The organism is Neptuniibacter sp. CAU 1671, from assembly GCF_029222905.1.
Lineage (GTDB): Bacteria > Pseudomonadota > Gammaproteobacteria > Pseudomonadales > Balneatricaceae > Neptuniibacter.
In genome coordinates this window covers 728,349-752,463 of sequence record NZ_JARHUE010000001.1, presented here as the reverse complement: position 1 = coordinate 752,463, position 24,115 = coordinate 728,349, and the positions used below count along the sequence as shown (strand labels likewise).

General features: G+C 52.7%; 19 protein-coding genes. 11 read left to right on the top strand and 8 right to left on the bottom strand.

What is annotated here, in order from left to right; translation table 11 throughout:
* Positions 1–75 precede the first annotated feature (75 nt).
* Both P2G53_RS03515 and P2G53_RS03510 read right to left on the bottom strand, forming a co-directional pair.
* The gene (locus P2G53_RS03515) at positions 76–1,833 is read right to left on the bottom strand and encodes a lysophospholipid acyltransferase family protein (protein WP_275813821.1); all 1,758 of its coding nucleotides are present in this window, start codon (positions 1,831–1,833) and stop codon (positions 76–78) included.
* A gap of 114 nt (positions 1,834–1,947) precedes the next feature.
* Positions 1,948–2,118 carry a hypothetical protein gene (locus tag P2G53_RS03510; protein WP_275813818.1) on the bottom strand — a complete coding sequence of 57 codons (171 nt, stop codon included), beginning with the start codon at positions 2,116–2,118 and terminating at the stop codon, positions 1,948–1,950.
* A 101-nt stretch (positions 2,119–2,219) separates the two neighbouring features.
* Between P2G53_RS03510 and dinB the strand changes: the two genes are divergently transcribed.
* From dinB to P2G53_RS03490, 4 genes are all read left to right on the top strand, one after another.
* Positions 2,220–3,305: a DNA polymerase IV gene (gene dinB / locus P2G53_RS03505; RefSeq protein WP_275813815.1), complete on the top strand. Its 1,086-nt coding sequence runs from the start codon at positions 2,220–2,222 to the stop codon at positions 3,303–3,305.
* 37 nt (positions 3,306–3,342) lie between these two features.
* On the top strand, positions 3,343–4,056 hold the full coding sequence (locus P2G53_RS03500) for an outer membrane protein OmpK (protein WP_275813812.1): 714 nt from the start codon (positions 3,343–3,345) through the stop codon (positions 4,054–4,056).
* A gap of 13 nt (positions 4,057–4,069) precedes the next feature.
* On the top strand, positions 4,070–4,648 hold the full coding sequence (locus P2G53_RS03495; protein WP_275813809.1) for a deaminase: 579 nt from the start codon (positions 4,070–4,072) through the stop codon (positions 4,646–4,648).
* Positions 4,649–4,731: 83 nt separating this feature from the next.
* Entirely contained in the window at positions 4,732–6,285 is a 1,554-nt protein-coding gene (locus tag P2G53_RS03490) for a SulP family inorganic anion transporter (protein WP_275813806.1), read from the top strand.
* Between the two features lie 5 nt (positions 6,286–6,290).
* Here the strand turns inward: P2G53_RS03490 and P2G53_RS03485 are convergent, their stop codons facing one another.
* A complete protein-coding gene (locus P2G53_RS03485; protein WP_275813803.1) occupies positions 6,291–6,632 on the bottom strand; it encodes a HopJ type III effector protein in 342 nt (113 codons plus the stop codon).
* Between the two features lie 217 nt (positions 6,633–6,849).
* On the opposite strand from P2G53_RS03485, the gene P2G53_RS03480 reads away from it, so the two are divergent.
* Positions 6,850–7,101 (top strand): hypothetical protein, encoded by a 252-nt coding sequence (locus P2G53_RS03480; RefSeq protein WP_275813800.1) that lies wholly within the window; start codon positions 6,850–6,852, stop codon positions 7,099–7,101.
* A 171-nt stretch (positions 7,102–7,272) separates the two neighbouring features.
* Positions 7,273–8,766: a DUF255 domain-containing protein gene (locus P2G53_RS03475; protein WP_275813798.1), complete on the top strand. Its 1,494-nt coding sequence runs from the start codon at positions 7,273–7,275 to the stop codon at positions 8,764–8,766.
* Positions 8,767–8,787: 21 nt separating this feature from the next.
* Here P2G53_RS03475 and P2G53_RS03470 read toward each other — a convergent pair whose 3' ends face one another.
* The gene (locus P2G53_RS03470; RefSeq protein WP_275813795.1) at positions 8,788–9,039 is read right to left on the bottom strand and encodes a TIGR02647 family protein; all 252 of its coding nucleotides are present in this window, start codon (positions 9,037–9,039) and stop codon (positions 8,788–8,790) included.
* A 36-nt stretch (positions 9,040–9,075) separates the two neighbouring features.
* Positions 9,076–9,672 carry a DUF938 domain-containing protein gene (locus P2G53_RS03465; protein ID WP_275813793.1) on the bottom strand — a complete coding sequence of 199 codons (597 nt, stop codon included), beginning with the start codon at positions 9,670–9,672 and terminating at the stop codon, positions 9,076–9,078.
* A 142-nt stretch (positions 9,673–9,814) separates the two neighbouring features.
* Here P2G53_RS03465 and P2G53_RS03460 point away from each other — a divergent pair, with 142 nt between their 5' ends.
* Complete coding sequence (locus P2G53_RS03460; protein WP_275813791.1) at positions 9,815–12,316, top strand: EAL domain-containing protein; 2,502 nt, start codon at positions 9,815–9,817, stop codon at positions 12,314–12,316.
* Here the strand turns inward: P2G53_RS03460 and P2G53_RS03455 are convergent.
* The 3 genes from P2G53_RS03455 to metG all read right to left on the bottom strand — a co-directional run bounded on the left by P2G53_RS03455 (position 12,291) and on the right by metG (position 16,941).
* The gene (locus tag P2G53_RS03455) at positions 12,291–13,844 is read right to left on the bottom strand and encodes an ATP-binding protein (RefSeq protein WP_275813789.1); all 1,554 of its coding nucleotides are present in this window, start codon (positions 13,842–13,844) and stop codon (positions 12,291–12,293) included. The genes P2G53_RS03460 and P2G53_RS03455 overlap by 26 nt on opposite strands.
* Positions 13,844–14,755 carry an ABC transporter substrate binding protein gene (locus tag P2G53_RS03450; protein WP_275813787.1) on the bottom strand — a complete coding sequence of 304 codons (912 nt, stop codon included), beginning with the start codon at positions 14,753–14,755 and terminating at the stop codon, positions 13,844–13,846. Before P2G53_RS03450 ends, P2G53_RS03455 begins: the two co-directional genes overlap by 1 nt.
* 152 nt (positions 14,756–14,907) lie before the next feature.
* Positions 14,908–16,941, bottom strand: a complete 2,034-nt coding sequence (gene metG, locus P2G53_RS03445) for a methionine--tRNA ligase (RefSeq protein WP_275813784.1) — start codon at positions 16,939–16,941, stop codon at positions 14,908–14,910.
* A gap of 478 nt (positions 16,942–17,419) precedes the next feature.
* Here metG and P2G53_RS03440 point away from each other — a divergent pair, with 478 nt between their 5' ends.
* From P2G53_RS03440 to P2G53_RS03425, 4 genes are all read left to right on the top strand, one after another.
* Positions 17,420–18,670: an HDOD domain-containing protein gene (locus tag P2G53_RS03440; RefSeq protein ID WP_275813781.1), complete on the top strand. Its 1,251-nt coding sequence runs from the start codon at positions 17,420–17,422 to the stop codon at positions 18,668–18,670.
* 64 nt (positions 18,671–18,734) lie between these two features.
* The gene (gene trmA / locus P2G53_RS03435; protein WP_275813778.1) at positions 18,735–19,823 is read left to right on the top strand and encodes a tRNA (uridine(54)-C5)-methyltransferase TrmA; all 1,089 of its coding nucleotides are present in this window, start codon (positions 18,735–18,737) and stop codon (positions 19,821–19,823) included.
* A gap of 99 nt (positions 19,824–19,922) precedes the next feature.
* Positions 19,923–20,528, top strand: coding sequence for a WHG domain-containing protein (locus P2G53_RS03430; protein ID WP_275813776.1), 606 nt, complete (start codon positions 19,923–19,925; stop codon positions 20,526–20,528).
* A 1-nt stretch (position 20,529) separates the two neighbouring features.
* Positions 20,530–23,988, top strand: coding sequence for an acyl-[ACP]--phospholipid O-acyltransferase (locus P2G53_RS03425; protein ID WP_275813772.1), 3,459 nt, complete (start codon positions 20,530–20,532; stop codon positions 23,986–23,988).
* Positions 23,989–24,115 lie beyond the last annotated feature (127 nt).

The following is a 24,115-nucleotide window of genomic DNA, read 5'->3' as shown; positions in this document are numbered from 1 at the left end:
TTGCCCCAAAAACAGAACTGTTATCAGTATAGTGTTTTTGTCTGGGGCAAAGTTCAGGCTGTTGCGTGTTTCGCGTTAATCAGTTGAGTTACCCAGATAACGGGCACGTTTGTTGTCTTTGAGGTAGTGCATGTCCACCATCACCAGGCCGTCAACGCAATAACCGAAGTCGGCATCAATGCCAAAGTCCAGAAAGCGTACACCGCCCTCCTGACATACTTCACTGTATTGTTTGTAGAGGGTTGGCACACTGACCCCCAGATAGTCCAGCTGTTCTTTAAGGTAGCGGAAATCCGCTTTGTAATCGTTCCCGCTGAACAGGTTGCTGAATTGCTCCTCAGTGTCCGTATCCAGCTGATAGGGGGTGTTGGAACGGGCCAGCCCTTCGGTATCACCAAAGTAGTGGCGGTAGAACCACACCAACAGATCCCGGGCAATTTTGGGGTAACTGTTGCTCAGACTGACCGGGCCAAACATGTACCGGACCTCAGGGTGCTGCTTCAGGTATGCGCCAATGCCATACCAGAGGTAATCCAGACTGCGTTTGCCCCAGTATTTGGGTTGGACAAAACTGCGGCCCAGTTCAATGCCCTGAGCAAAATAAGGCTGCATGGCTTCACTGTAACGAAACAGGGAGCTGCTGTAGATCGGTGTGGCAGGGTCCGCAATCAAACGGGCTGTTTCAGCCAGTCGATAGGCGCCGGCAATTTCCAGCTCTTCCTCATCCCATAAAATGAGATGGCGGTAATAACTGTCATAACGGTCCAGATCCCGCTTTTGACCTGTGCCTTCGCCCACCTGACGGAAAGAAATTTCCCGCAATCGGCCAATCTCCTGCATTACCGCTGAATCCGGTTTGTAGTCAAACAGGTAGATTTTTTTACCATCGGCGGTTTCACCCAGACGCTGTGCCTGTCGCAGTTCCTGTTTCAGAATCTGCCGACTCTGAGGGTGAGCGATGGTTTTTTCCGTGATGAACAGCGGTTTTTTGCCCTTGGCGATCCGATACAGATGCCGCTTCAGCAGTTTGGCTTTCTCTCTGGAAGAGACAGGAACGGCGTCAATCTGACTGAACGGTATGGCTTCACCCACACGCATTTTCAGTGACTGATCATGCTTCTGGAACATCTCCCGTGCCAACAGCAGGGTGGAAAGCTGACGGTTTAGGCTGGATATGCCGTAAAACAGTGAGGAGTTTTTGCCTCCGACATACACCGGCAGAATCGGGGCGTTGGCTTTACGGGCAAATAACAGGAAACCACTGTGCCAGCTGCCGTCGCGAATTCCGGTCAGACCGGCGCGAGATACCTCTCCGGCGGGGAAAACAATCACCGCCTCTTCCTGATGCAGACTATCGACAATGCGGTTGATATCAGCTTTGCGTGTGCTCTTGCCGATGTTGTCCACCGGTAAAAGCAGGCTTTTCAGCGGTGCAAGGCTCATCAGCAGATCATTGGCGATGATTTTTACATCCCTGCGGATCTCGCCAACCATTTTCAATAAGGCCAGTCCGTCCAGTGCACCCAGGGGGTGATTGGCAATAATCACCACGCGGCCGGAAGAGGGGATATTGGCCCGGTCGGTGTGACTCAGGTTATAACTGAAATTGAAGTGCTCCAGCACTTTATCAACAAATTCAAAACCCTTCAGGTCCTGATGTTCATTCAGAAAACCATTGATCTCCTGCTCACGCACCAGCTTGCGCAGCAAGTAGAGCGCAGAGCGTTGCATCAAAGGTGGTTTCTGTTCAAATGCAGGATATTTTGCCAGCAACGCTTTTTCGACGTTGATGACCGGTGTAACGGGGACGGGGTATAGATTCTCTGTATTCATGTCAGGCACTCTATGCCAGTGCCGTGACAGTAAATTGATAATTTGGTGACTGAATGATGACAGACTCAGTCAGCTAGCATGACTGAGACTGCGTTTGGTGTTTATCAGGCGGCGTTAATCTTCGCGATGGAACCAGATATCTTTATCTTCGCGCCGACGGCCGTGATTTTTGCGGCGGTCAGGTTTGCCCGGTTCAAAACGGACCTCTTCCCGACGGTCGTGATGCGTTCGTCTTTCGTGCCCGTGACGTCGGTTCTGACCGTCCCACTCTTCGCCTTCTTTCATAGCCTGTCTCCAGCCATTCAGCCGACCTGAAAGGGCACTGAATGTGTCTTGTGTTGTTTTTATTCTGTTTTATAATGCTGTATATATTTACAGTATTAATTATGTTGACCCAACGCAAAATCATTCATATCGACTGTGATTGTTTTTTTGCCGCTGTTGAGATGCGGGACAATCCGGCTTTGTCAGAAATTCCGTTGGCTATAGGTGGAAGTGTAGATCGCCGCGGGGTAATTTCCACATGCAACTATCCTGCCCGTCAGTATGGTGTGCGTTCGGCGATGGCCACAGCTGAAGCCCTGAGACGTTGTCCGCAATTGACGCTTCTGCCTGGCAATATGGAAAAATACCGCCAGGTCTCATCTCAGGTGATGACAATACTGCAACAGTTTTCCGCCGCAGTAGAGCCGATCTCGATTGATGAAGCCTATCTGGATGTGACCGGATCACGCCTGATGCAGGGCAGTGCCACCCGTATTGCAAACGCCATCAGAGAGACCGTAAAGCAGCAACTGGGGATCACGGTTTCGGCCGGTGTCGCGCCCAACCGGTTTCTGGCCAAAATCGCCAGTGACTGGCGTAAACCTGATGGTCTGTTTGTGATCAAACCCGGTCAGGTGGTGGATTTTCTGTCAGACTTGCCGGTTGGAAAACTGCCGGGTGTGGGTGAGAAAACCGCTCAGAAACTGGCGCAATGGGGTATTACCAATGGCCTGGAGCTGAGACAGCAGGCGCAGGATGATCTTATTGACCGGTTTGGCAAATTTGGGCAGCGGCTGTATGAACTGGCGCGGGGTATTGATGAGCGCCCGGTGGGCCTGACACGGATCCGCAAATCCGTCAGCGTTGAACATACCTTTGCCCATGACCTGCCAGATTACGCTGCCTGTCTGGAACAACTCCCGCTGTTGATTGAGCGGCTGTACCTGCGGAGTCAGAAACATCTGGAGAATCGTGGCATCAGCGCTATCGTTGTAAAGGTTAAATTTGCCGATTTCAGTCAAACCACCGTGGAGCATCAGATCAGCCTGCCGACACAGTCACTGTATGAGGCGTTGTTGCTCGAGGCCTATTCGCGGGGGCAGAAACCGGTGCGCTTGCTTGGAGTAGGGTTCAAGCTGCTGCATCCTGAGCAGACCAAAGTAGAGCAGCTCAGCCTCTGGCCCGGCGTTACTTCAATTTCAGAGTGAACGCCGCCACTTATCAATTCTTTTAAAGGTAGAGCGCATGCTGTCTCGCGTGTTGTTGTGTTGCCTGATCCTCTTACCGTCTGTGGCGCAAGCAGAACGGTTATTTTCCACTTCAAGCCTGACCTATCTGAACGGCAGTCACTATCAGCTGGGCGATGATCAGCGTGAAGTCGTGACGTTTGAACAGGCCTCTGTCTTTGGCTGGGGAGACTGGTTTCTGTTTGTTGACCGGCTTAAATCAGCTGACGGCAGTTATGAAACCTACGGAGAGTGGGCCCCACGTTACAAGTTGTATGCGGCAACAGGTGAAGCATCAGGCTTTGTCAATGCGGTGTATCTGGCTGGCATGGTGGAATCGGGTCGTGCTCTGGGTAAACGTTTTAACAACCTGCTGTATGGGGTGGGTATCGGTTTTAACCTGCCTGGTTTTATCTATGCCAATATCAACCTGTATAAGGTCGAAAATGCGCGCTGGGATAATGATGAGCAGATGACGCTGACCTGGGCCTATCCATTTTCGATTGCCGGACAGTCATTTTTGTATGATGGTTTTCTGGACTGGTCCTCGGCCAGTGGAATGCATGCGGCTGAGATGAATTTCACTTCTCAGCTAAAGTGGCAGGTACCTGTCAGTAAAGGGTGGGGTGAGCGTTTGTATCTGGGACTTGAGTATGCCCATTGGAACAATAAGTTTGGTGTCCATGGCATTGATGAACGTAACCCGTCACTGTTAATCAAGTGGCATTTCTGAGCGTGGTTATGTGATGAGTGATGACGCGTCTCCCCTGACACTGGAGCAGCAACTGGCGCTGTGCCGGATTCAGTTCAGTGACGCAAACCTGCAGATGCAGCAGGCCTTGCGTTGTTGTGAACGTGCACTGTTGACACTGCAGGCCGGTAATTATGGTGTTTCTGCCCTGTTGCTGGATGCAGAGGGTGAGTGCCTGTTTGAGGCGGAGAATCGTGTTTTCAGTCAGGGCTTTACGCCAGCGGCCCATGCTGAAATGCGTCTGCTGGATCAATATCAGGCCGCGCAGCCAACAACCGTCACTCCTGAACAGTTGACACTGTTGACCCTGCTCGAACCCTGCCCGATGTGCTTCAGTCGGATTTTGCTGACGGGCATAGGGCGCGTGAAGTATCTGGTAGCGGATCCCGAGGGGGGTTGTGCAGCACACCCCTCACGACTGCCGCCTGCTTGGCAGAATCTTTCCGGGTTATGTTCAGTTGAACAGGTTAAGTTGCCTGATCCTCTATTTCAGTTAGCCAGTAATATTGCGTTTGCACACCAGCAGGAATTAAGGCGTAAGCTGCTATGCGCGATTCGCCCCGCTATTCTGTAATACACGGTTTTATCTGGTATAATAGTCGGCTTTTCGTTTTGAAGAAGCCGTTCAAATCCCCCTAGATAACCGGAATCCTGTCCATGTTTCAGAATCTTTTAACGCGACCGCAAAATTTGAAGAACGATCTGCTTTCAGGCTTGACCGTTGCGCTGGCGCTGGTGCCTGAAGCCGTTGCGTTTGCGTTTGTGGCGGGTGTGGAACCACTGGTGGGATTGTACGCTGCCTTTATGGTGGGGTTGATCACGGCGGCGATCGGCGGTCGTCCCGGTATGATTTCTGGTGCTACCGGTGCACTGGCGGTGGTGATGGTCAGTCTGGTGGCGCAGCATGGGGTTCAGTACCTGTTCGCAACCGTAGTGCTGATGGGGGTATTCCAGATTCTGGCGGGGGCTTTCAGGTTGGGGAAATTTATCCGGCTGGTGCCCCATCCGGTGATGCTTGGCTTTGTGAATGGCCTGGCGATTGTTATTTTTCTCGCCCAGCTGAAGCAGTTCCAGTACAGCGATGAAATGGGTGTGATGCAGTGGCTGCAGGGTGCTGATCTCTGGATGATGCTGGGTCTGATTGCCCTGACCATGGCCATTATTCATTTTTTACCTAAGATTACACGCCTCATTCCTTCTTCTCTGGCGGCGATTCTCACCGTCAGCCTGCTGGTGATCGGACTGGATCTGGATGCTCGCACCGTACAGGATGTACTGGCCGATATGACCGGTAATCCGGCGGCGACAATCGCTGGCGGACTGCCGGTGTTTGCCCTGCCTGAAGTGCCTTTCTCGCTTGAGACGCTGCGTATTATTGTGCCTTACGCCCTTATTCTGGCGGCGATTGGTCTGATTGAATCCCTGCTGACACTGACCCTGATTGACGAGATGACCGAAACCCGTGGCCGGGGTAACAAAGAGTGTATTGGTCAGGGCACGGCTAATGTGGTGACAGGCTTTTTTGGTGGTATGGGTGGCTGCGCGATGATTGGTCAGAGCATGATCAATATCAACTCCGGTGGCCGTGGCCGTACTTCAGGCATCTCTGCGGCCCTGTTCCTGCTGGCGTTTATTCTGGTCGGCTCCAGCCTGATCGAGCAGATCCCGGTAGCGGCCCTGGTGGGTGTGATGTTTATTGTGGTGATTGGTACTTTTGAATGGGCCAGTTTCCGATTGCTGGGCAAGATTCCATTGTCCGATACCATTGTCGGGATCAGTGTGGCGGTGGTGACCGTGCTGACCGATCTGGCGATTGCGGTGATAGTCGGGGTAATTATCTCTGCACTGGTGTTTGCATGGAAACATGCCCGTTCCATGCACTTTGAAATTCGAGATGAATTCGATACCAAAATTTATCTGCCTAACGGGCCGCTGTTTTTTGGTTCTGTGCAGGCGTTTCGCGATCGTTTTAACCCGCGTTATGATCCGCCGGAAGTGATTGTGGACTTTGCCAACTGTCGGGTTATGGACCACTCCGGGCTTGAAGCGATTGATGCCCTGGCTGTGCGTTATGACAAGGCTGGCAAGGAGCTGAAGATTCGCCACCTGAGTCCTGAGTGTCTGGCGCTGCTGGAACGGGCAGGTTCATTGGTGGAGGTCAACGTGATCGAAGACCCCCGCTACCATGTGGCAGATGATCGTCTGGCCTGATCCACTCAGGCTTTTCGGGTGAGGGCGGTGCCGCTGAACTGGATGCCGCTCCAGCCGTTTTGCATGAAATTACGAATATTGCCATGGTCGCTGCCTTCAGGTGTGTTGAGTACATCCTGATAGAAGCGGCCAAAACATTTCAGGGTGGTTTCTTCATCCAGACCCATCAACTGGGCAAAGGCAAAGATTTTGCAGCTGCCTTCGTTTTGGCCGGCGGCATTTTCCACATCCCCGTTTTTAAAATCGGTAGCGGTGTAGTCAAAATGTTCCGTAATCACATTGATGGTGTCTTCAAAGTCGAGTGACGCGCCACTTCTCAACGCATCGGTCAAAGCTTCAGGTGTCATCCCTAGATCCTTTTTTCTGATTGAAGCGGCATGATAAAGCAGCAGGTTCTGCTTGCAAGTAACAGGCCCTTAAATGCGTCCGTTTCAGGCGGATTGATCTGAATCATCTGTTGCTCAGTTCTGCCTGTCAGTAAGGCTTGCGCAGCCAGATTGCCGCGTTTGACCTTCTACACTGTAAATAAGAGTGAAAGGCAAACGGTTGAGGGAGGTATGGGTTATGTTGACTTACAGAGAGTGTCTGGATCTGAGCGACCTCACCGCAGGGGAGGTGGCAGCCATTGCTGAGCATGAACATGTGGATAACATGATTGCGATGGCGGTGGGCCATGAGCTGCTGGAGCGTCATGAGGAGCAGATTATCAGGAGCATGATACTGGACGATCTGAAATGTGCAGACCGGCGGGGTGACCGCTTTCATGCTGCTGAATTAAATCATGTTTTAGCGCAATTCGTGCGTGAACATCGTTGAGAATGCATAACGCATTTTTCTGAAAGGGCCGGATGGCCCTTTTTTAGGTTCAGCGTTTTCGCATCCATTAGTCCCTTTACTGCGTAGACAGAGTAAATCAATGGAGATGTGAAAAGAATGAACCTGTCTATAAGGAAGCACCTTGCGATCAGCCTCTTCTGCGGGCTGGTCATGATCAGCACTCAGGTTGCTGCAGCAGACGACCCGGCATTGACCTGGCGCGAGCATGATAAAACCAGCTTCGAACAGGCTCGGCAGCAGGACAAATTCATGTTGCTGGATCTGTTGGCGGTGTGGTGTCACTGGTGTCATGTTATGGAAGCATCGACATACGAGGATCCAGCTGTCATCGCTTTACTGCGCGAGCACTTCATTGTGATGAAAGCAGACCATGATGCCCGTCCGGATCTGGCTGAACGATATCGCGACTGGGGGTGGCCTGCGACGATTATCTATGCGCCTGACGGTACGGAATTACTGAAACGTGCCGGCTACATATCACCCGAGGAGATGCGGGTTATATTGCAGGGCATTATTGATGACCCTTCACCTCAGGGCAGTCATCTGGCTTACCCTGAAAACATTAATGAGGACCCGCTGCTTGATCCTGAAATTAAAACCCGGCTGGAAGAGCGTCATGCCAAGCGGTTTGATTACCAGCGCGGCGGTCTGGACATAGGCCAGAAGTTTATCGAGCGCGATTCGATGGTATGGGATCTAAAACTGGCAGCGCAGGGCGATACTCAGGCCGAGCAGCGGGCCAGACTTACCCTTGATGGGGCGCTTAATCTGATTGACCCGGTGTTTGGCGGGGCCTATCAGTATTCCACCCATGGTGACTGGCAGCATCCCCATTACGAAAAAATCATGCGCGTCCAGTCCCGTTATGTTGATCTCTACCTGCAGGCATACCGGCAGTTTAAAGAGCCGCGCTATCTGAAAGCGGCCGAGTCTATTGTGTCCTATCTGCTGGAGTTTATGTCGGCTCCCGGTGGCGGCTTTTATAATTCACAGGATGCGGATCTGGAACCGGGTAAAAAAGCTCACGCTTATTATGCTCTGGACCGCAAAGCCCGGTTAGAGAAAGGGCTGCCCAGAATTGCGCCGCAAGTTTATGCCTCTGCGACAGGGTACGCTATTGATGCCTTGCTACAACTCTATCAGGTGACACAATCGCCCGCCTTGTTGCAGCGGGCTGAGCAGGCGATGGTCTGGGTATTTACGGAACGTCGTCTGGGACAGGCCGGTTTTCGGCATGACCGTGTTGATACCGCTGGACCCTACCTGATGGATAATCTGGTGATGGCACGTGCACTGCTGACCTATTATCAGATCACCAATGACCAGCAGGCTCTGCAGCGTGCTGTTGCCACTGCTGGTTTTATTGATCGTTACCTGAAGCATCCCAGAGCAGGATTAGTCAGCGCGGCTGATAATGGTACACCGCTAAAACCGCTTCCGCAGCTGGATGAAAATATCGCGGCAGCGCAACTGCTGCTGGACCTGTTCACCGTAACACGGCAGCCGCAGTTAATGGCGCTGGCAGAACATACTCTGCGTTATCTGAACAGCCCCGAAGTGGCGTTGTCACGCATTACCGAAGCGGGGCTGTTATTGTTGGATCAGCAGTACCGTGCACTCAATTCAGACATGGCTGAAGGCTAAGCGAACAGGCATGCATGAGAATTAAAGTGTAACTCTGCTTTCGCTGCAGAGAATGGTCAGCAACACCTGACTGTGCTCTGCAGCATCATGCCCCAACGGCGTCAGGTAGCCGCCATCAGCTTGAGTGATCAGGCCTTTATCGAACAGACGCTGAGTGGCAGCAATCACTTCCGGTCGTGCATTAGAATGGACCTTGATACCTTCCTGAGTGGTTTCCAGAGTGAACAGACTCAATACATTTAACTCTTCCAGATGGTCAGTGGTGTAACGCATGCATGGATCTCCAGATCAGCAGGGGACCGGGGTTGGTTAGCCCTGTTTTTGCCAGACCAGACACTGATTGTTGGCAGGCATCGTCCAGTCTTTCAGCAAAAAATGGTTGGCATCGTTTGCCAGCGATTCCAGTGCTTCAAAATCACGGATCCCGCTTTGGGGGTCTCGCTGTTTTAACCACTGGTCAAAGGCGGCGTTGCTGGGACTGGTATATGCATTCTGGTACCGGAAAGGTCCGTATACAACCATAAATCCTTCCGGTGCGATAATCTCTCCTGCCAGCCTGATTAAATCCTGTACAGAGGACCAGCTCATAATATGCAGCGTGTTCGCCGTAAAGAGCAGATCGTAGGCGTGGCTGAATCGGGGTGGCATACTAACATCCAGCGGGATAGGGCTGCGGATGCCGGACAGATTAAACAGTGACAGGTTGTGCTGCAGTGCTGCCAGGTTGCCGGGTAGTTCAGAAGGTTGCCAGTGATTATGTTGCAATTGTTCAACACAGAACAGGGCGTGTTGTCCCGAGCCGCTGCCGATTTCAAGCACCCGATGACTTGGCTGGAGATAATGCTGCAGCACATCCAGAATGGGTTGCTGATTACGTTCGCAGGCTTCACTGTAATTGTGCAACATGGAATCGGTTTCCTATATTAGATAAAATGCAACTTGATGCTAACGCATAGTGGCGTTATTGTGCGATTCAATGGGCATTAGACCAATATAATAACGAGCCTGCAGGGAAGTTGCCCGGGCCGAACAGTTCTGGATGATTAGGATGTATCGCCAAGAGAAGCTCCTGCTGGTTAACGGCGATAGTGCGCAACGCGAAGTGCTTACAAGGTATTTGCGCACTAAGACCGACTACGACGTCATAGAAGCCACAGACGCACGCGACGCATTGCGTAGCCTCAAACAACAGGATATTAGCTGTGTTGTAAGTGACGTTACAGTGCAGGGTCTTGATGGCTGGCGGTTGGCGCGCATGGTGCGTTCAGGCGTATTTAACTGCCCCGAAGATATTCCGTTTATCATTGTGACCTCCATCTGGTGTAAACGCATTGCCGAAACGACGGCACGTGAGTTTGACATCGATTACCTGCTTCCTTTCAGTGACCATCAGTCGCTGGCAGAGAAAATTACCGCCGCTAAACATCGCGAACAGATCAGCCGCAAACCCCGGTTACTGGTGATCGAGGATGCTGCACAAACCGCCGCACTGATCTCCCGAGTATTACGTTCACGTTTTGATGTGGAACTGCTGGCGGATGGCGATGCCGGTCTGAGGGAGTGGCGGCGTGGTGATTATGACCTGGTATTGCTGGATGTGATGCTGCCGGGTATCTCAGGCCCGGAGATCATGCAGCAGATGCTGCTCGAAAAACCGGACCAGACCGTTGTTTTAATGACAGCACACGGCTCAATGGAGCTGGCTGAAGAGATGATGATGAAAGGGGCGGCTGACTTTATCAGTAAGCCTTTCTCTACCGAACAGTTGCGCCGGGTGTGTGAAATAGCCGCCCGTCGTAAAGACTTTATCATCAGTAACGAACAGTTTGCCGATGCGATTCTGACCGTACAGCGCAACGAGCATGCACTGGCATCCCAGGCCCGGGAGCACCGGGTAATTCTGGATAATCTGGCCACAGCGGTGCTGGAACTCGACAGTCATGGTTGTGTGGTATTTGCCAATGAAACCTGGAGTCAGCTGACCGGCATGAGTTTCCAGCAATCGCTGGGAAAAGAGTTGCTCGATTTTGTCTACCCGGACTCCAACAGTTCAGTCAATGTCATCAAACGGGCTCTGAAAAATTTACGCAGTGGGCAGGGATTCAGCCTGCATATTGAATTTAAACTGCGCGACCGCTTTAACCACGGTAGCTGGGTCGAGGCGCGACTGAATACTATTCGTCGCGGCAGTAGCCAGATGGCAATCACAGTTGCCATTGATGATATCTCCGCCCGCAAACGTGCCGAACAGCGACTGGAACATCTGGCCATTCATGACTCTCTGACCGGACTCTATAACCGCCACTATTTTGATACCGAGCTGATGCAGGTAGCAGCGCTGGCCCGTCGCAGTAAAATCAATCACGCGCTGCTCTATATCAATCTGGACCATTTCAAAGCGATCAACGATACCCTGGGTCATCATCGTGGTGACTTTGTGCTGAAAGAAGCATCCGAAAGGTTGCATCGGATGTTGCGTGATTCAGACCGCCTGTGCCGTATTGGTGGGGATGAGTTTGCGGTGCTGCTCAGCAATACCGAACTGGATCAGGCTCGGGAAATTGCTGGTGGTCTGTGCGAGATGATGGCGTCAGAGCAATTTATCTTTGGTGGTCAGGTGCTCAAAGTAAGTTGCAGTATCGGCATCAGCCTGATCGATGGCCGTGGCAGTAAACCCCAGGATTATCTGCAGCAAGCGGATATCGCCCTGTATGTGGCTAAACGCCGGGGGCGGAACCGGGTGCATGTCTACACCGAAGAAGATGAGGCCAGCGGAGATGTACGCAGCAGTATGTTGTGGCTGCATGCTGTGCAACGGGCGATAGAGCAGGACAATCTGGTACTGCATTTTCAGCCGGTGTACAGCGCGCCCTTTGATCAGGTGGCGTATTATGAAGCGCTGGTGCGACTGGTAATTGACGACGAAATTATCTATCCCGGCCAGTTTATTCCGGCGCTTGAGCGCTTTGAAGACATGGGGTTGCTGGACCTGCATGTGGTGGCTAAATCCATCTACACACTGTCAATTACGCCAAATCTGAAAAAGGTGTCGATCAATCTGTCAGCGCATGCGTTTCAGAATGAGCGACTGGTTCCCTTTGTGCAGGAAAAACTGAAAGAGTATGCAGTCGATCCAAACCGGATCATCTTTGAGCTGACAGAAAATGCCAGCCTGTCGAACTTGACTGCAACGCAGGGGATGGTGGAAGCGCTTTCAGCCATGGGTTGTGGTTTTTCCATTGATGACTTTGGTACCGGTTTCAGTACCTTTGCCTACCTGAAGAACCTGCCAGCCGAGACGGTCAAGATTGATGGCTCGTTCATCAAAGAACTTAAACACAGCAGTATTGATCTGGCATTGGTGAAGTCTATTCGGGATGTGGCACACGCGCTGGGTAAGCACACTGTGGCCGAATTTGTAGAAGACGCTGAAACCCTGAAAATCCTCTGTGATATCGGTGTTGATTTTGCGCAGGGTTATTATCTGGGTCGTCCCCAGCCTATTGAAGCGTTGGGACTGGAGTCTAGCGTGGCTGCAGAGGCAGGCTGAAGGTAAATACGGCACCCTGCCCAGGCTCACTTTCAACCTCAATACTGCCACCCATCAGCTCGGCAAAATGCCGGGAAATCGCCAGACCCAGACCGGTGCCATCAAAACGGCGTTTGATGCTGCCATCGGCCTGACGGAATTTTTCAAATATCAATGCCTGTTGGTCTGCAGCGATACCGATCCCGGTGTCCCGTACACTGAAGATCAATTGATGATCCTCTGCTGAACAGACTAGCTCGATTTCACCCTGGTCAGTGAACTTACAGGCATTTGAAAGCAGGTTAATCAATACCTGCTGTACCTTGTCCTTATCCAGCGTAATGGCATGCTCAAGTGGCGGTGGCTGAATAATCAGCGTGTTCTGATTCTTCTGCGCCAGTGGCCGGATAATGCCTTCCACTTCGCTCAGGATGGTTGCTAGGCTGGTGGATTGCGCCTGTACGTCCATCCTGCCGGATTCACATTTCGCCAGATCCAGAATGATATTGATCATCGCCAGTAGTCGTTCTGCGGACTTGAGGGCTTCATCCAGATCGGATGTCAGGTCGGTCATGCCCGCATAACTGAGCTCTTCCCGCACCAGTTCGATATAGCCGATATTCGCCTGCAGCGGCGTTCTGAGCTCATGGCTGATATTGGCCAGAAACTCGGACTGGGTCCGCACGGCAATCAACGCGGCATCACGGGCATGACGTAACTCCTCAGTGCGGATTTCGACTTCGGTTTCCAGTCCGGCATTGAGGGCCAGTAGTTGTTGCTCCTGTTTTTTCAGGACATCCATCATCTCGTTGAAGCTGACGGCCATGCGCTGTATCTCTTTGGGTCCTTCCAGTCGGGCAGAGGGGTATTGCCCTGAGGTTCTGGCCAGTTTCATGGTATTTGAGAGGTTATAGAGTGGCCGGGTCAGACGCTGCAGCACCCGATTCATCAGCAGCGACATCAGCAGGGTAAAGACGATAGCGGTGACCACGCTGTAAAACAGGATTTGCTGAATCAGATTAAGTAGGGAGTGTTTGGACACCTTGATGGCGACATAACCCAGCAACTGAGGAGCCGTATCCTCCAGGCTGAGTTCGCTGATCTGATCTTCAGGGTTTTTCAACGTGACAGGTGCCCAGATCAACCAGTGCTTTGTCGTATCTTCTACTACCGTGGGCAGACTCAGATTGAACATCTGCCCAGGTGAGGTCTGCTGGCCAATAAACTCGCCACGTTGGACCAGTGGCGTCATGTTAGTGTTGAAGATGCTGACGCCGACAATATCGTCAAATCCCTGTACCTGCTGAATCGCCAGTCGGGCGTTTTCTTCGCTGCCGGTGATCAGCGGTAAAACGCTCAATTCTGCCAGGTTGCTGGCAATCTGCAGTGAGTGGCGTTGCAGTACCTGACTGGACTGGCTGCCGGCGACCCAAGCTGAAACCAGCACGCTGGACAGAGCAATCAGACAAATAAAACCCACAACAAAAAGATGCAGATGTCGCTTCAGGCTGACCGTTTTCTGCGGCGGGAGTGGGTTCGATGCATTCATCAATTTTCTTTAACCGGTACTGTCACATAAAAGGATTGCTTCAGGGTTTCATCGAAACTATACCCTAAATGCTCTGCGGTCAGCAGGTTCACCGCGACCAGATTGGAGTTTGAAAGCTCAATGCCGGGTTGTTCTCCAGTGTTGTTCAGTTGCTTGACCATCTCGGTCATGCGTATACCAGAGGCGCGACTGTCAGGATAGATCGAAAACAGAATGCCGCGTTTTACATGTGAGGGGCGGCTGGAAAAAACCAGTAGCTTAAGTTTCCAGCAGGATTGCAACAGCAGTGGCAATAGTGCCTGCTCGTTGACCGAAATGCGGTCAACCGGCAGCCAGATGGCATCTGTCTGGTTATTCAGACGCGGCAATATCTGCCGGTATCGGGTGACGGCTTCGGTCAGATTGGTGACTTCAATCGGGATCAGTTCAAGGTTGAACTGCTGGGCGGCTTCCATGGCACGGCGCATTAACCAGCGATTGCCGGGGCTGAACACAGTCACCACCCGTTTGGTCGCCGGTGACAGTTGCTGTAACTGGCGGAACAGACTGGCAGGCTCCTCAATCAAGCTTACACCTGAAATATTCAGGGCGGGAGTGAGGGGCAGGGCGCCGGCCACAACCGGGTAGGTTTTGCGCAATTCGGGTACCAGTGTCAATCCGCTTCGCCCCAGACTAATCACCATCTCGGCCTGATCCCGTTTTAATTTTTCCAGCAGATCAGCCTTATTGAATTCGGTATCAAGGGGGTAATGCAGCACTGGTTCAGGATGTGCGGTTTGGATGCCTGTAATGATCTGATCGAAGACTTCCTGATAGACGGGTTCAGTTTTTGGGTAGAGCACGGCCAGCGTGGCGGCGGACAGGGGCAGGGGAAAGATAACAAGCAATAACAGAACGATCGTCAGAGGCATCTGCCTCCAGCCGGCTTTGCGTAGCATCGACCTGTTCGCTGCGTTGGCCAAATTTGAAAAATCCCTGTTCAGTAGGGCACTGCCTGATAGATCAGGCAGTGCTGTATCAACGAAGTCCGTTCGTTAAACGCTGAGTGTGTGACTGACGGTGATTACTTGATGCGCATGCCTGGCTGAGCGCCGTCATCCGGGCTCAGGATCCACAGGTCCTGTCCACCCGGGCCGGCTGCCAATACCATGCCTTCAGACACACCAAATTTCATTTTGCGTGGTGCCAGGTTGGCAACCATGACCGTCAGTTTGCCTTCCAGTTGTTCCGGTGCATAGGCGGATTTGATGCCCGCAAATACCTGACGGGTTTCGCCACCCAGATCCAGTGTCAGGCGCAGCAGTTTATCGGCCCCCTCAACATGTTCTGCTTTGGCAATGCGGACCACACGCAGGTCCACTTTGGCAAAATCAGCAAATTCAATCGTATCCTGAACCGGTTCGTCTGCCAATGGGCCTGCTGCCGGAGTGATCTGACTTTCGGTCGCCGCCAGCGTTGCCTTGCTGGCTTCGATCATGGCATTTACCTGATCGGCTTCTACCCGCTGCATCATCGGTTTGAATTTGTTAATGCTGTGCGACAGCAGCGGCTGTTGGATCTGATTCCAGCCAAGGCTCTCAACATTCAGGAAGGTTTTTGCATCCTCAGCCACCTGCGGTAGTACCGGCGCAAGGTAGGTCATGATCACACGGAACAGGTTGATGCCCATGGTGCAGCAATCGATTACGGCCTGTTCCTGACCTTCCTGTTTCGCCAGGACCCAAGGCTCGGCGGCATCAATGTACTGATTGGCACGGTCGGCCAGCGCCATGATTTCACGCATCGCCCGACTGTATTCGCGCTTTTCGTAGCAATTGGCAATCTGCTCACCGGCTGCCACGGCATCTGCATACAACGCCGGTTCAGTCAGAGCCGCAGCCAGTTCGCCGCCGCTGAATTTTTTAATGAAACCGGCGCAGCGGGAGGCGATATTGATCACCTTGTTCACCAGGTCGGCATTCACCCGCATGCGGAAATCGTCCAGATTCAGGTCGATATCATCAATGCCGGAGCCGAGCTTGGCGGCAAAGTAGTAGCGCAGGTATTCAGGGCGCAGGTGCTGCAGATAGGTTTCCGCCATGATGAAGGTACCGCGTGACTTGGACATCTTCTGGCCATCCACAGTCAGGAAACCGTGGCAGAACACACCATTCGGTTTGCGGAAACCGGCACCTTCCAGCATGGCTGGCCAGAACAGGGTATGGAAATAGGCGATATCTTTACCAATAAAGTGGTACAGCTCGGCATCGGAATCAGCACCCCAGTAGGCATTAAAATCTACGCCCTGCTTGTCGCACCAGTTTTTAAAGCTGGCCATATAGCCGATAGGCGCATCCAGCCAGACGTAGAAATATTTGCCGGGTGCGTCCGGAATCTCAAAGCCCCAGTAGGGTGCGTCGCGGGAGATATCCCAGTTGTGCAGACCTGCTTCAAACCACTCATTGAGTTTGTGGATCATCTGCTCCTGCACATGGTTATCAACCCAGGTGCGCAGGAAGGCTTCAAAGTTGCCCAGCTTGAAGAAATAGTGCTCAGACTCGCGTTCCACCGGTGTGGCACCGGAAACAGCAGAGTAGGGATTTTTCAATTCGGTTGGGCTGTAAGTGGCGCCGCACTTCTCACAGGAGTCCCCATACTGGTCAGCGGCACCGCACTTGGGACACTCGCCCTTCACAAAACGGTCCGGCAGGAACATCTCTTTGACCGGGTCGTAGGCCTGAGTAATGGTCTTGCGTTCAATATGACCACCATCGCGCAGCGCGGTATAGATCAGCGATGCAAAGTGACGGTTTTCTTCAGAGTGAGTGCTGTAGTAGTTGTCAAAGTTGACCAGAAAACCGGCAAAATCCCGCTGGTGCTCCTGACTCACCTGATCAATCAATGCCTGTGGGCTGATGCCAAGCTGATCTGCTTTAAGCATGATTGGCGTACCGTGAGCATCGTCGGCACACACATAGGTGCACTGATGGCCGCGCTGCTGCTGAAAGCGAACCCAGATGTCGGTTTGGATGTATTCTACGAGGTGACCCAGGTGAATCGGGCCGTTGGCGTAGGGCAGGGCGCTGGTAACCAGAATTTTGCGTGAACTGTCAGTCATGACGTGAAGAAAACCTGCAAAACTTAAGCGTTTAGGGAAGGTGCGACAAAGTCCTATGGTCTCTCAGGCTTTTAGTCCGATGTGGAATCAAGGCGCTTCTTTGCAGGCATGTCGGGACCTGTCAAAAAGAAGCAACACAGAGTACGCATCGGACTGAAAGCCCCGAAGTACCCAAAGGGCATAAAGGCGGGCCGTTAAGCCTGCATCTGCGATGTTGCAGTTTTTGCCAAGGGCTACGGCCATTGTCTGCAAACTACGCCTTGCATCTGCAGGCTTAACGATCCGCTGAGAATCTATAGGACTTTTTCGCACCTTCCTCAGGAAAGCGGCGATTTTACGCTTTTTTATCAACGATTACGAATCCGTTGCAGCGGATAGCTCACAGAATTACGACCGCGTGTTAAGCTTGCAAAGCGGATGCCGATAGCCTAATCCCGGTTGTATAATATCGCCTCTTTCGAGACAGAACAGGAACTGCATGGCTCAGCAAGAAACAGACAAATTACAGGGTGTCCGAGTTCTGGTTCTCGATCCGACGGGCTACCTGCGCGTACAGTGCAATGCGCTGGAGCGTGAGCAGGGTGCCGAGCTGATCTACTTGAAATCCATTGAAGTTGATGAAACCCTGCAGGTGGTCGAAGAACAGCAGGTTCAGGTATTTCTGGCCATGCTGAGTGATCATCCTGATCTGGAACTGGGGCTGATGGAAGCGGTGCAGGAGCGTTTTCCGGATGTAATCCGGATTGTGCTGACCAGCCACCTCACCATGCGTCAGGCATTTTTTGCTTCAGAAGTGACCCATCATGCCCTGCTGGACACCTGTCCGATCGAAACGTTGATCCAGGCTATCGAAACCGGGCAGCGTCTGACCCAGATTCTGTTTAAGCAGGATATCCTGCGTTACATGTCCGTGCTGAATATGCAGGTTGAGTTGCCACGTTCCTATCTGCAGATACGCAAACAGATGCGGCGTGAAGCACTGACGCCGAAAGCTATCTCCGATCTATTGAATTCCGAACCCGATGTCACTGCCAGGCTGATGGAGCTGGTCAATTCCGCCTGGTACGGCTACCACCGAGAAATTGAATCCCCGCTGGAAGCTGCCAGTCTGCTGGATGCCCGCACGCTGCGTGACCTGTTGCTGGCAGCCCATCTGTTTGCCTCTTTCCCGGAAAATGAACGCTGGAAAAGCTTCCCGTTTTCGACCCTGCAACAGCGCAGCATGCTGGTGGGCAAGGCCGCGCAGCACCTCTGTCGCGCGGTGAAAGCCCGGCCTTATGTGCAGAATCAGGCGTTTGTAGCAGGGTTGCTGCATGATATCGGCATTCAGGTTCTGGCAGCGCGTAGTGCCGGTGTCTATCAGGAGATTATGTCCGAGGCGGTGTCGCTGGATCAGCCGCTCTATGCGCTGGAAAAACTTGAATTTGGTGTCACTCATGCTGAAGTGGGTGCGCATTTGATGTATGGCTGGCATATGCCGACTTCGGTGATCGAAGCGGTGCTGTTTCATCACTTCCCCAATGCCAGTCAGACCCCCGGGTTCTCGGTACTGATGGCGGTGCACGTAGCGGATGCGCTGGTGCGCTCCATGGATAACACCATGGGCTGTTCCCTCGCCAGCAAGCTGAACAATGCTTACATCAACCGAGAAGGCATGGAAAAACCGCTGATGGCCTGGCAGATCTTGATTGCCGACTTCCAGGAAGAAGTGATGCTGGGTATGCAGTAAGCGCAGTACTTGTCTGCGCAATTTGTTAGAATGCCGCTCCTGATTTCAAAGCTACGAGAATCCCATGGCTTTACCCCGCGTAAATCCCGCCGACTATGAGCGCCAGTTGCAGGTCAAACAGCAGCGTATAGCTGAACAGTTTGCTGTGTTTAATCCGCCGCAGATGGAGGTGTTTGCCTCACCGGAAACGCATTATCGGATGCGGGCTGAATTCAGGGTCTGGCACGATGAAGACGACCTCTATTATGTGATGTTTGCGCCGGGCGACAAAAATACCCGCTATAAGGTTGAAGCCTGTCCGATGGTGTCTGCGACCATCGAAAACACCATGTTCCGCCTGCTTGATCTGATCCGTCCCGAGCCGGTGCTGCGGCATCGTCTGTTTCAGGTGGATTTTCTCAGCACGCTCAGTGGTGAGTTGCTGGTTACCCTGCTTTACCATCGTCCGCTGGATGAGGGCTGGGAAAGTGCTGCCCGCCAGTTGAAGGAAACGCTGGGTATTCAGTTGATTGGTCGTTCCCGCAAAAGCCGGATTTTGCTGGATCAGGATTTTGTGATCGAAAAGCTCAACATCAACGGCCGCGACTATAGCTACAAACAGGTTGAAAACAGTTTCAGTCAGCCTAACGCCGAGGTCTGCCGCCACATGATTGAGTGGGCGTTGGACGCCAGTCAGCATGCCGGGGGCGATCTGGTTGAACTGTATTGCGGTAATGGCAATTTTACCTTGCCGCTGGCGCAGAACTTCAACCGGGTGGTGGCAACTGAGATCTCCAAAACCTCCGTGCATGCCGCGCAGTTCAACATAGCGGCTAATCAGATCGACAACGTGGATGTGGTGCGGATCAGTTCTGAAGAGTTTTCACTGGTGCTGAATGGCAGCCTTGAAAAACGCCGTACCCGCGATCTGAAACTCGACGAATGCAATTTCACCACGGTGCTGGTCGACCCTCCGCGGTCGGGTCTGGATGATAATACGGTGCAGCAGGTTCAGTCCTACCAGAATATCATCTACATCTCCTGTAATCCGGATACCCTGTTTCAGAACCTTGAACAGATCTGTAAGACCCACCGTATTGAGCGGTTTGCGTTGTTTGATCAGTTCCCCTACACCGAACACCTTGAGTGCGGTGTATATCTGACCCGGCGCTGATTCAGTAAAAATTTAGAATCCCGCTTTACATTCTGAACACTGTTCAATATATTGCTTAGAAAATAATTGAACAGTGTTTAGTTTTTGGTGAGGTGAGTGATGGCGCGACGCAGTGATCATTCCAGAGAAGAACTTCAGGAGATGGCGCTGGAGGCGGCAGAACGTATTCTGGACACCCAGGGGGAAGCGGCATTGTCTGCCCGTAAAGTGGCCACAGAAATAGGTTACTCGGCCGGGGCGCTCTATCTGGTGTTTCAGAATCGTGATGACCTGTGCTGGCAGTTGAACGGCCGTACGTTGCAGAAACTGCTGACTGCGCTGGAGCATGTCAATTGTGAAGACCCCATCGAATGTCTGAAACAGTTTGCTGAAATCTACCTCACCTTTGCGACGGTCTGGACACCTCGCTGGAGTTTGTTGTTTGAGCATCGCTCTGCTGATGATGTTGATGCCCCGCAGTGGCTGAGTAATCGCATTGATGAGTTGTTCCGTAAATTGGAGCAGCCCTTGGCACAGTGTTTTCCGCAACTGGATCAGGCTGCAATCAGCCAGATGGCGCGTACACTGTGGGGTGGGGTTCACGGTGTGACGATTCTGAGCCTGCGGGACAAACTGTTTCTCAATCAGCAGGCAGACCCCAGACAGATGCTGGATGATCTGGTCGAAACTTATGTGCGCGGGGCATCCGTGAAAGGGAGTATGTGAGATGCAAAAACTGATTCGATTTGCCGGATTTATGCCCTTTATCCTGATGGCGTTTATCAACGCTTTTGTTGATTCCGGCCACAAGATCATCATCCAGAATACCCTGTTCAAGGCGTATGATGGTGAACTTCAGATCTTGCTCACTGCCATTGTGAACGGCCTGATTCTGCTGCCTTTTATTCTGTTGTTTACCCCCTGTGGCTTTATTGCGGATAAGTATCCTAAAAACCGCGTGATGCGACAGGCTGCAGTGGCAGCCGTTGCAATCTGTCTGCTGATCACCTTTTGTTATTACCAAGGCTGGTTTATTGCTGCGTTTGGTTTGACCTTTATCATCGCGGTGCAGAGTGCCTTCTATTCACCTGCCAAATACGGCTACATCAAAGAGCTGTTGGGTGTGGACAATCTGAGTGAAGGCAACGGCTGGGTTCAGGCGGCCAGTATGGTGGCGATTCTGTCCGGCATTATGGTGTTTTCACTGATGTTTGAACTGCGTCTCGAAGGCGCGGAGCAGATGACCCCGGAGCAAAGCCTGCAACGGGTAGCACCTCTGGGTTGGGTGCTGGTCTTCGGTTCATTGATTGAGCTGGCACTGGCCTGGCGTCTGCCACAAACTCAGGAAGTGAATGAGCAAACCCGGTTTGACTGGCCGGCTTACCGCCATGGTAAAACCCTGTCTAAAAATCTGGGCCTGATTTTTTCCCATCGTCCTATCTGGCTCTCCATCATTGGCCTGTCGATCTTCTGGTCGATTTCACAGGTGATGCTGGCGGTATATCCGGCCTTTGCAGAAACCCATCTGGATCAACACAATACCTTTGTTATTCAGGGCGTTATGGCACTGGCGGGGATCGGCATTATGATCGGCTCGATGCTGGCGGCCCGCTGGTCGCGGCATCATATCAATCTGGGTTTGATTCCATTAGGTGCGGGTGGTGTGGCCATCGGCCTGATTTTGCTGCCGCAACTGGACAGCATGGCCCTGCAGGGGGTGGTATTTCTGGGCATTGGTCTGAGCGGCGCGCTGATGAATGTACCACTGAATGCCCTGATTCAGTTTCATGCGGATGAAAACGAAACCGGACGGGTGCTGGCGGGTAACAACTTTATCCAGAACATCGCCATGTTTAGCTTTCTGGTACTCACGGTGGTGTGTGCCTATCTGGGCGTAGACAGCCTCTGGTTGTTGATCCTGCTGGCGATCATTGCGGTGGGCGGAACGCTGCTGGCATTGAATACGGTGCCGCAGGCTTTTGTCCGTCTGCTGGTGTTGTCACTGCTAAAACGCAAATATCGCCTGCAGGTGCTGGGGTTTGAACATCTGCCGGAGGACGGTAAAGGCACTTTGTTGCTGGGTAACCATGTCAGCTGGCTGGACTGGGCGATTCTGCAGATGGCCTGCCCCCGCCATATCCATTTTGTGATGGATAAAGAGATCTACAACCGTTGGTATTTGAATTGGTTTATGCGTCGTTATGGCGTGATTCCAATCTCCGGTGGCCAGAGCCGCACGGCACTGGACCAGGTGCGTGAGTTGCTCAATCAGGGCAAAGTTGTCTGCCTGTTCCCGGAAGGGGCGATCAGCTACACCGGCCAGGTGGCCGAGTTCAAAAAAGGCTTTGAAAAAGCCTGTCAGGGGGCAACCGGCGTGGTGGTTCCATTTTATCTCCGCGGGTTGTGGGGCAGCCGCTTTTCCCGCTCCAGTGATCGTCTCAAAGCACTGCGAGCCACGGGCCTGAAACGGGATGTGATTGCCGCCTTTGGTAAACCGATGCCGATCGAAAGCACTGCAGCCGAGGTGAAAAAACAGGTGCTTGAATTGTCGATTCGCGCCTGGGAAGAACACACCCGCACCCTTGAGCCTCTGGCGCCTGCTTTTGTGCGTACGGCTAAAGCGGCACCTACCGATTGGGCTATTACCGATGTGAAGGGTGAGCCCCTGACTCACCGGCGTCTGCTTACCGCCTGTGCTTTGTTTTCCCGGCGTATTCGCAAAACATCGGGGCAGAATCTGGGTCTGCTGATGCCGACATCCAGCGCGGGTTGCATTGCCAATATGGCGGGTTTGATGGCCGGTCGAACGCTGGTGAACATTAACTTCACCGCGTCATTGGCGTGTCAGCTTTCGGCCCTGCAGCAGGCAGACGTCGAAACCATCGTTACAGCGCGTCAGTTTGTTAGCAAACTGGCGACTCGGGGCATTGATGTAGAGCCTTTGTTTGCCAACCGAACTGTGTTGTTTATGGAAGATATCAAGGCGGGCATCGGTAAAGCTGAGGCGCTGAGCACACTGGCACTGATTGCACTGCTGCCGACACGGCTGGTGGTGGCCTGGTTATGTCATCGGGTCGATCTGGAAGACCCGGCTGCGATTCTGTTCTCTTCTGGCAGTGAAGGAGACCCCAAGGGTGTGCTGCTCAGTCACCGCAATATGATTGGCAACCTGAAACAAACGGCGGATGTGCTCAACGTGCATGATGAAGAGCGGATCATGGCGACTTTGCCGCTGTTCCATGCCTTTGGCCTGACAGTGACCTGCATGTTGCCGCTGATAGAGGGGATTCAGGTGATCTGTCACCCCGATCCGACGGATGCTTTTAATATTGGCCGAGGTGTCGCCCGGTATCAGGCCACCTTGATGTGTGCCACCTCCACTTTCCTGCGGTTGTACACCCGAAACCGCAAACTGCATCCACTGATGCTGAATTCTCTGCGGGCGGTAGTGGCCGGGGCTGAAAAGCTGGACCCGCAGGTGCGTAAGGCCTTTGAGTCACGCTTTAAAGTGCCGATTCTGGAAGGTTATGGCTGTACCGAAACGACCCCGGTGGCCGGCGTTAACCTGCCGGATTATCTGGTGCCGGAAACGCTGACGGTGCAAACCGGCAGCCGCGATGGCACTGTGGGCATGGCGCTGCCGGGTTCCACCTTCCGCATTGTGGACCCGGATACACTGGAGGAACTGCCGGTGGGTGAAGATGGTTTGATCCTGATCGGCGGTACTCAGATCATGCTGGGCTATCTGAATCAGCCGGATAAAACCGCGGCGGCAATTGTCGAGCAGGATGGTCTGCGCTGGTACAAATCGGGTGATAAAGGTCACCTGGATGAGGATGGATTTCTGACCATCATCGACCGCTACAGCCGCTTTGCTAAACTGGGTGGCGAGATGATCAGCCTGGGTGCGGTAGAGCGTAAAGTCCGGGAGATACTCGATCAGCCAGAACGGCCGCTGGTAGCCGTCAACCTGCCTGATGAGCGGAAGGGCGAAAAAGTGGTGCTCCTGATACAGGCAGAGGATGACACCGATGCTGAGCATCTGCGCAGTCGGCTGGTAGAGGGCGGGATGCCTCCGCTGATGTTGCCCGCCCAGATTCTGCTTACGGATACTGTGCCCTACCTTGGCAGCGGTAAACCGGATTTCAGTGCTGCGCGTCAGGCGGTGATTGAGCAGATTGGATAGATTATTTTTGTTTGAAATTGTGACTTTTTGATCTAATGGTCTAAAGCAATCGGACCGTAAGGCCCGGTTTTATTTGTTTTGATAAACGAGCGTTTGATACTGGTTCTGTATTGATTTGGCGCAGTGT

Excerpts from the sequence above, each read along its gene's own strand:
- P2G53_RS03485 (WP_275813803.1), bottom strand. The coding sequence starts at position 6,632 with ATGACACCTGAAGCTTTGACCGATGCGTTGAGAAGTGGCGCGTCACTC.
- P2G53_RS03470 (WP_275813795.1), bottom strand. The coding sequence starts at position 9,039 with ATGCGTTACACCACTGACCATCTGGAAGAGTTAAATGTATTGAGTCTG.
- P2G53_RS03465 (WP_275813793.1), bottom strand. The coding sequence starts at position 9,672 with ATGTTGCACAATTACAGTGAAGCCTGCGAACGTAATCAGCAACCCATT.
- P2G53_RS03440 (WP_275813781.1), top strand. The coding sequence starts at position 17,420 with ATGGCTCAGCAAGAAACAGACAAATTACAGGGTGTCCGAGTTCTGGTT.
- P2G53_RS03495 (WP_275813809.1), top strand. The coding sequence starts at position 4,070 with ATGAGTGATGACGCGTCTCCCCTGACACTGGAGCAGCAACTGGCGCTG.
- P2G53_RS03425 (WP_275813772.1), top strand. The coding sequence starts at position 20,530 with ATGCAAAAACTGATTCGATTTGCCGGATTTATGCCCTTTATCCTGATG.
- P2G53_RS03480 (WP_275813800.1), top strand. The coding sequence starts at position 6,850 with ATGTTGACTTACAGAGAGTGTCTGGATCTGAGCGACCTCACCGCAGGG.
- metG (WP_275813784.1), bottom strand. The coding sequence starts at position 16,941 with ATGACTGACAGTTCACGCAAAATTCTGGTTACCAGCGCCCTGCCCTAC.
- P2G53_RS03475 (WP_275813798.1), top strand. The coding sequence starts at position 7,273 with ATGATCAGCACTCAGGTTGCTGCAGCAGACGACCCGGCATTGACCTGG.
- P2G53_RS03430 (WP_275813776.1), top strand. The coding sequence starts at position 19,923 with ATGGCGCGACGCAGTGATCATTCCAGAGAAGAACTTCAGGAGATGGCG.
- trmA (WP_275813778.1), top strand. The coding sequence starts at position 18,735 with ATGGCTTTACCCCGCGTAAATCCCGCCGACTATGAGCGCCAGTTGCAG.
- P2G53_RS03500 (WP_275813812.1), top strand. The coding sequence starts at position 3,343 with ATGCTGTCTCGCGTGTTGTTGTGTTGCCTGATCCTCTTACCGTCTGTG.
- P2G53_RS03450 (WP_275813787.1), bottom strand. The coding sequence starts at position 14,755 with ATGCCTCTGACGATCGTTCTGTTATTGCTTGTTATCTTTCCCCTGCCC.
- P2G53_RS03515 (WP_275813821.1), bottom strand. The coding sequence starts at position 1,833 with ATGAATACAGAGAATCTATACCCCGTCCCCGTTACACCGGTCATCAAC.
- P2G53_RS03510 (WP_275813818.1), bottom strand. The coding sequence starts at position 2,118 with ATGAAAGAAGGCGAAGAGTGGGACGGTCAGAACCGACGTCACGGGCAC.
- P2G53_RS03490 (WP_275813806.1), top strand. The coding sequence starts at position 4,732 with ATGTTTCAGAATCTTTTAACGCGACCGCAAAATTTGAAGAACGATCTG.
- P2G53_RS03460 (WP_275813791.1), top strand. The coding sequence starts at position 9,815 with ATGTATCGCCAAGAGAAGCTCCTGCTGGTTAACGGCGATAGTGCGCAA.
- P2G53_RS03455 (WP_275813789.1), bottom strand. The coding sequence starts at position 13,844 with ATGAATGCATCGAACCCACTCCCGCCGCAGAAAACGGTCAGCCTGAAG.
- dinB (WP_275813815.1), top strand. The coding sequence starts at position 2,220 with ATGTTGACCCAACGCAAAATCATTCATATCGACTGTGATTGTTTTTTT.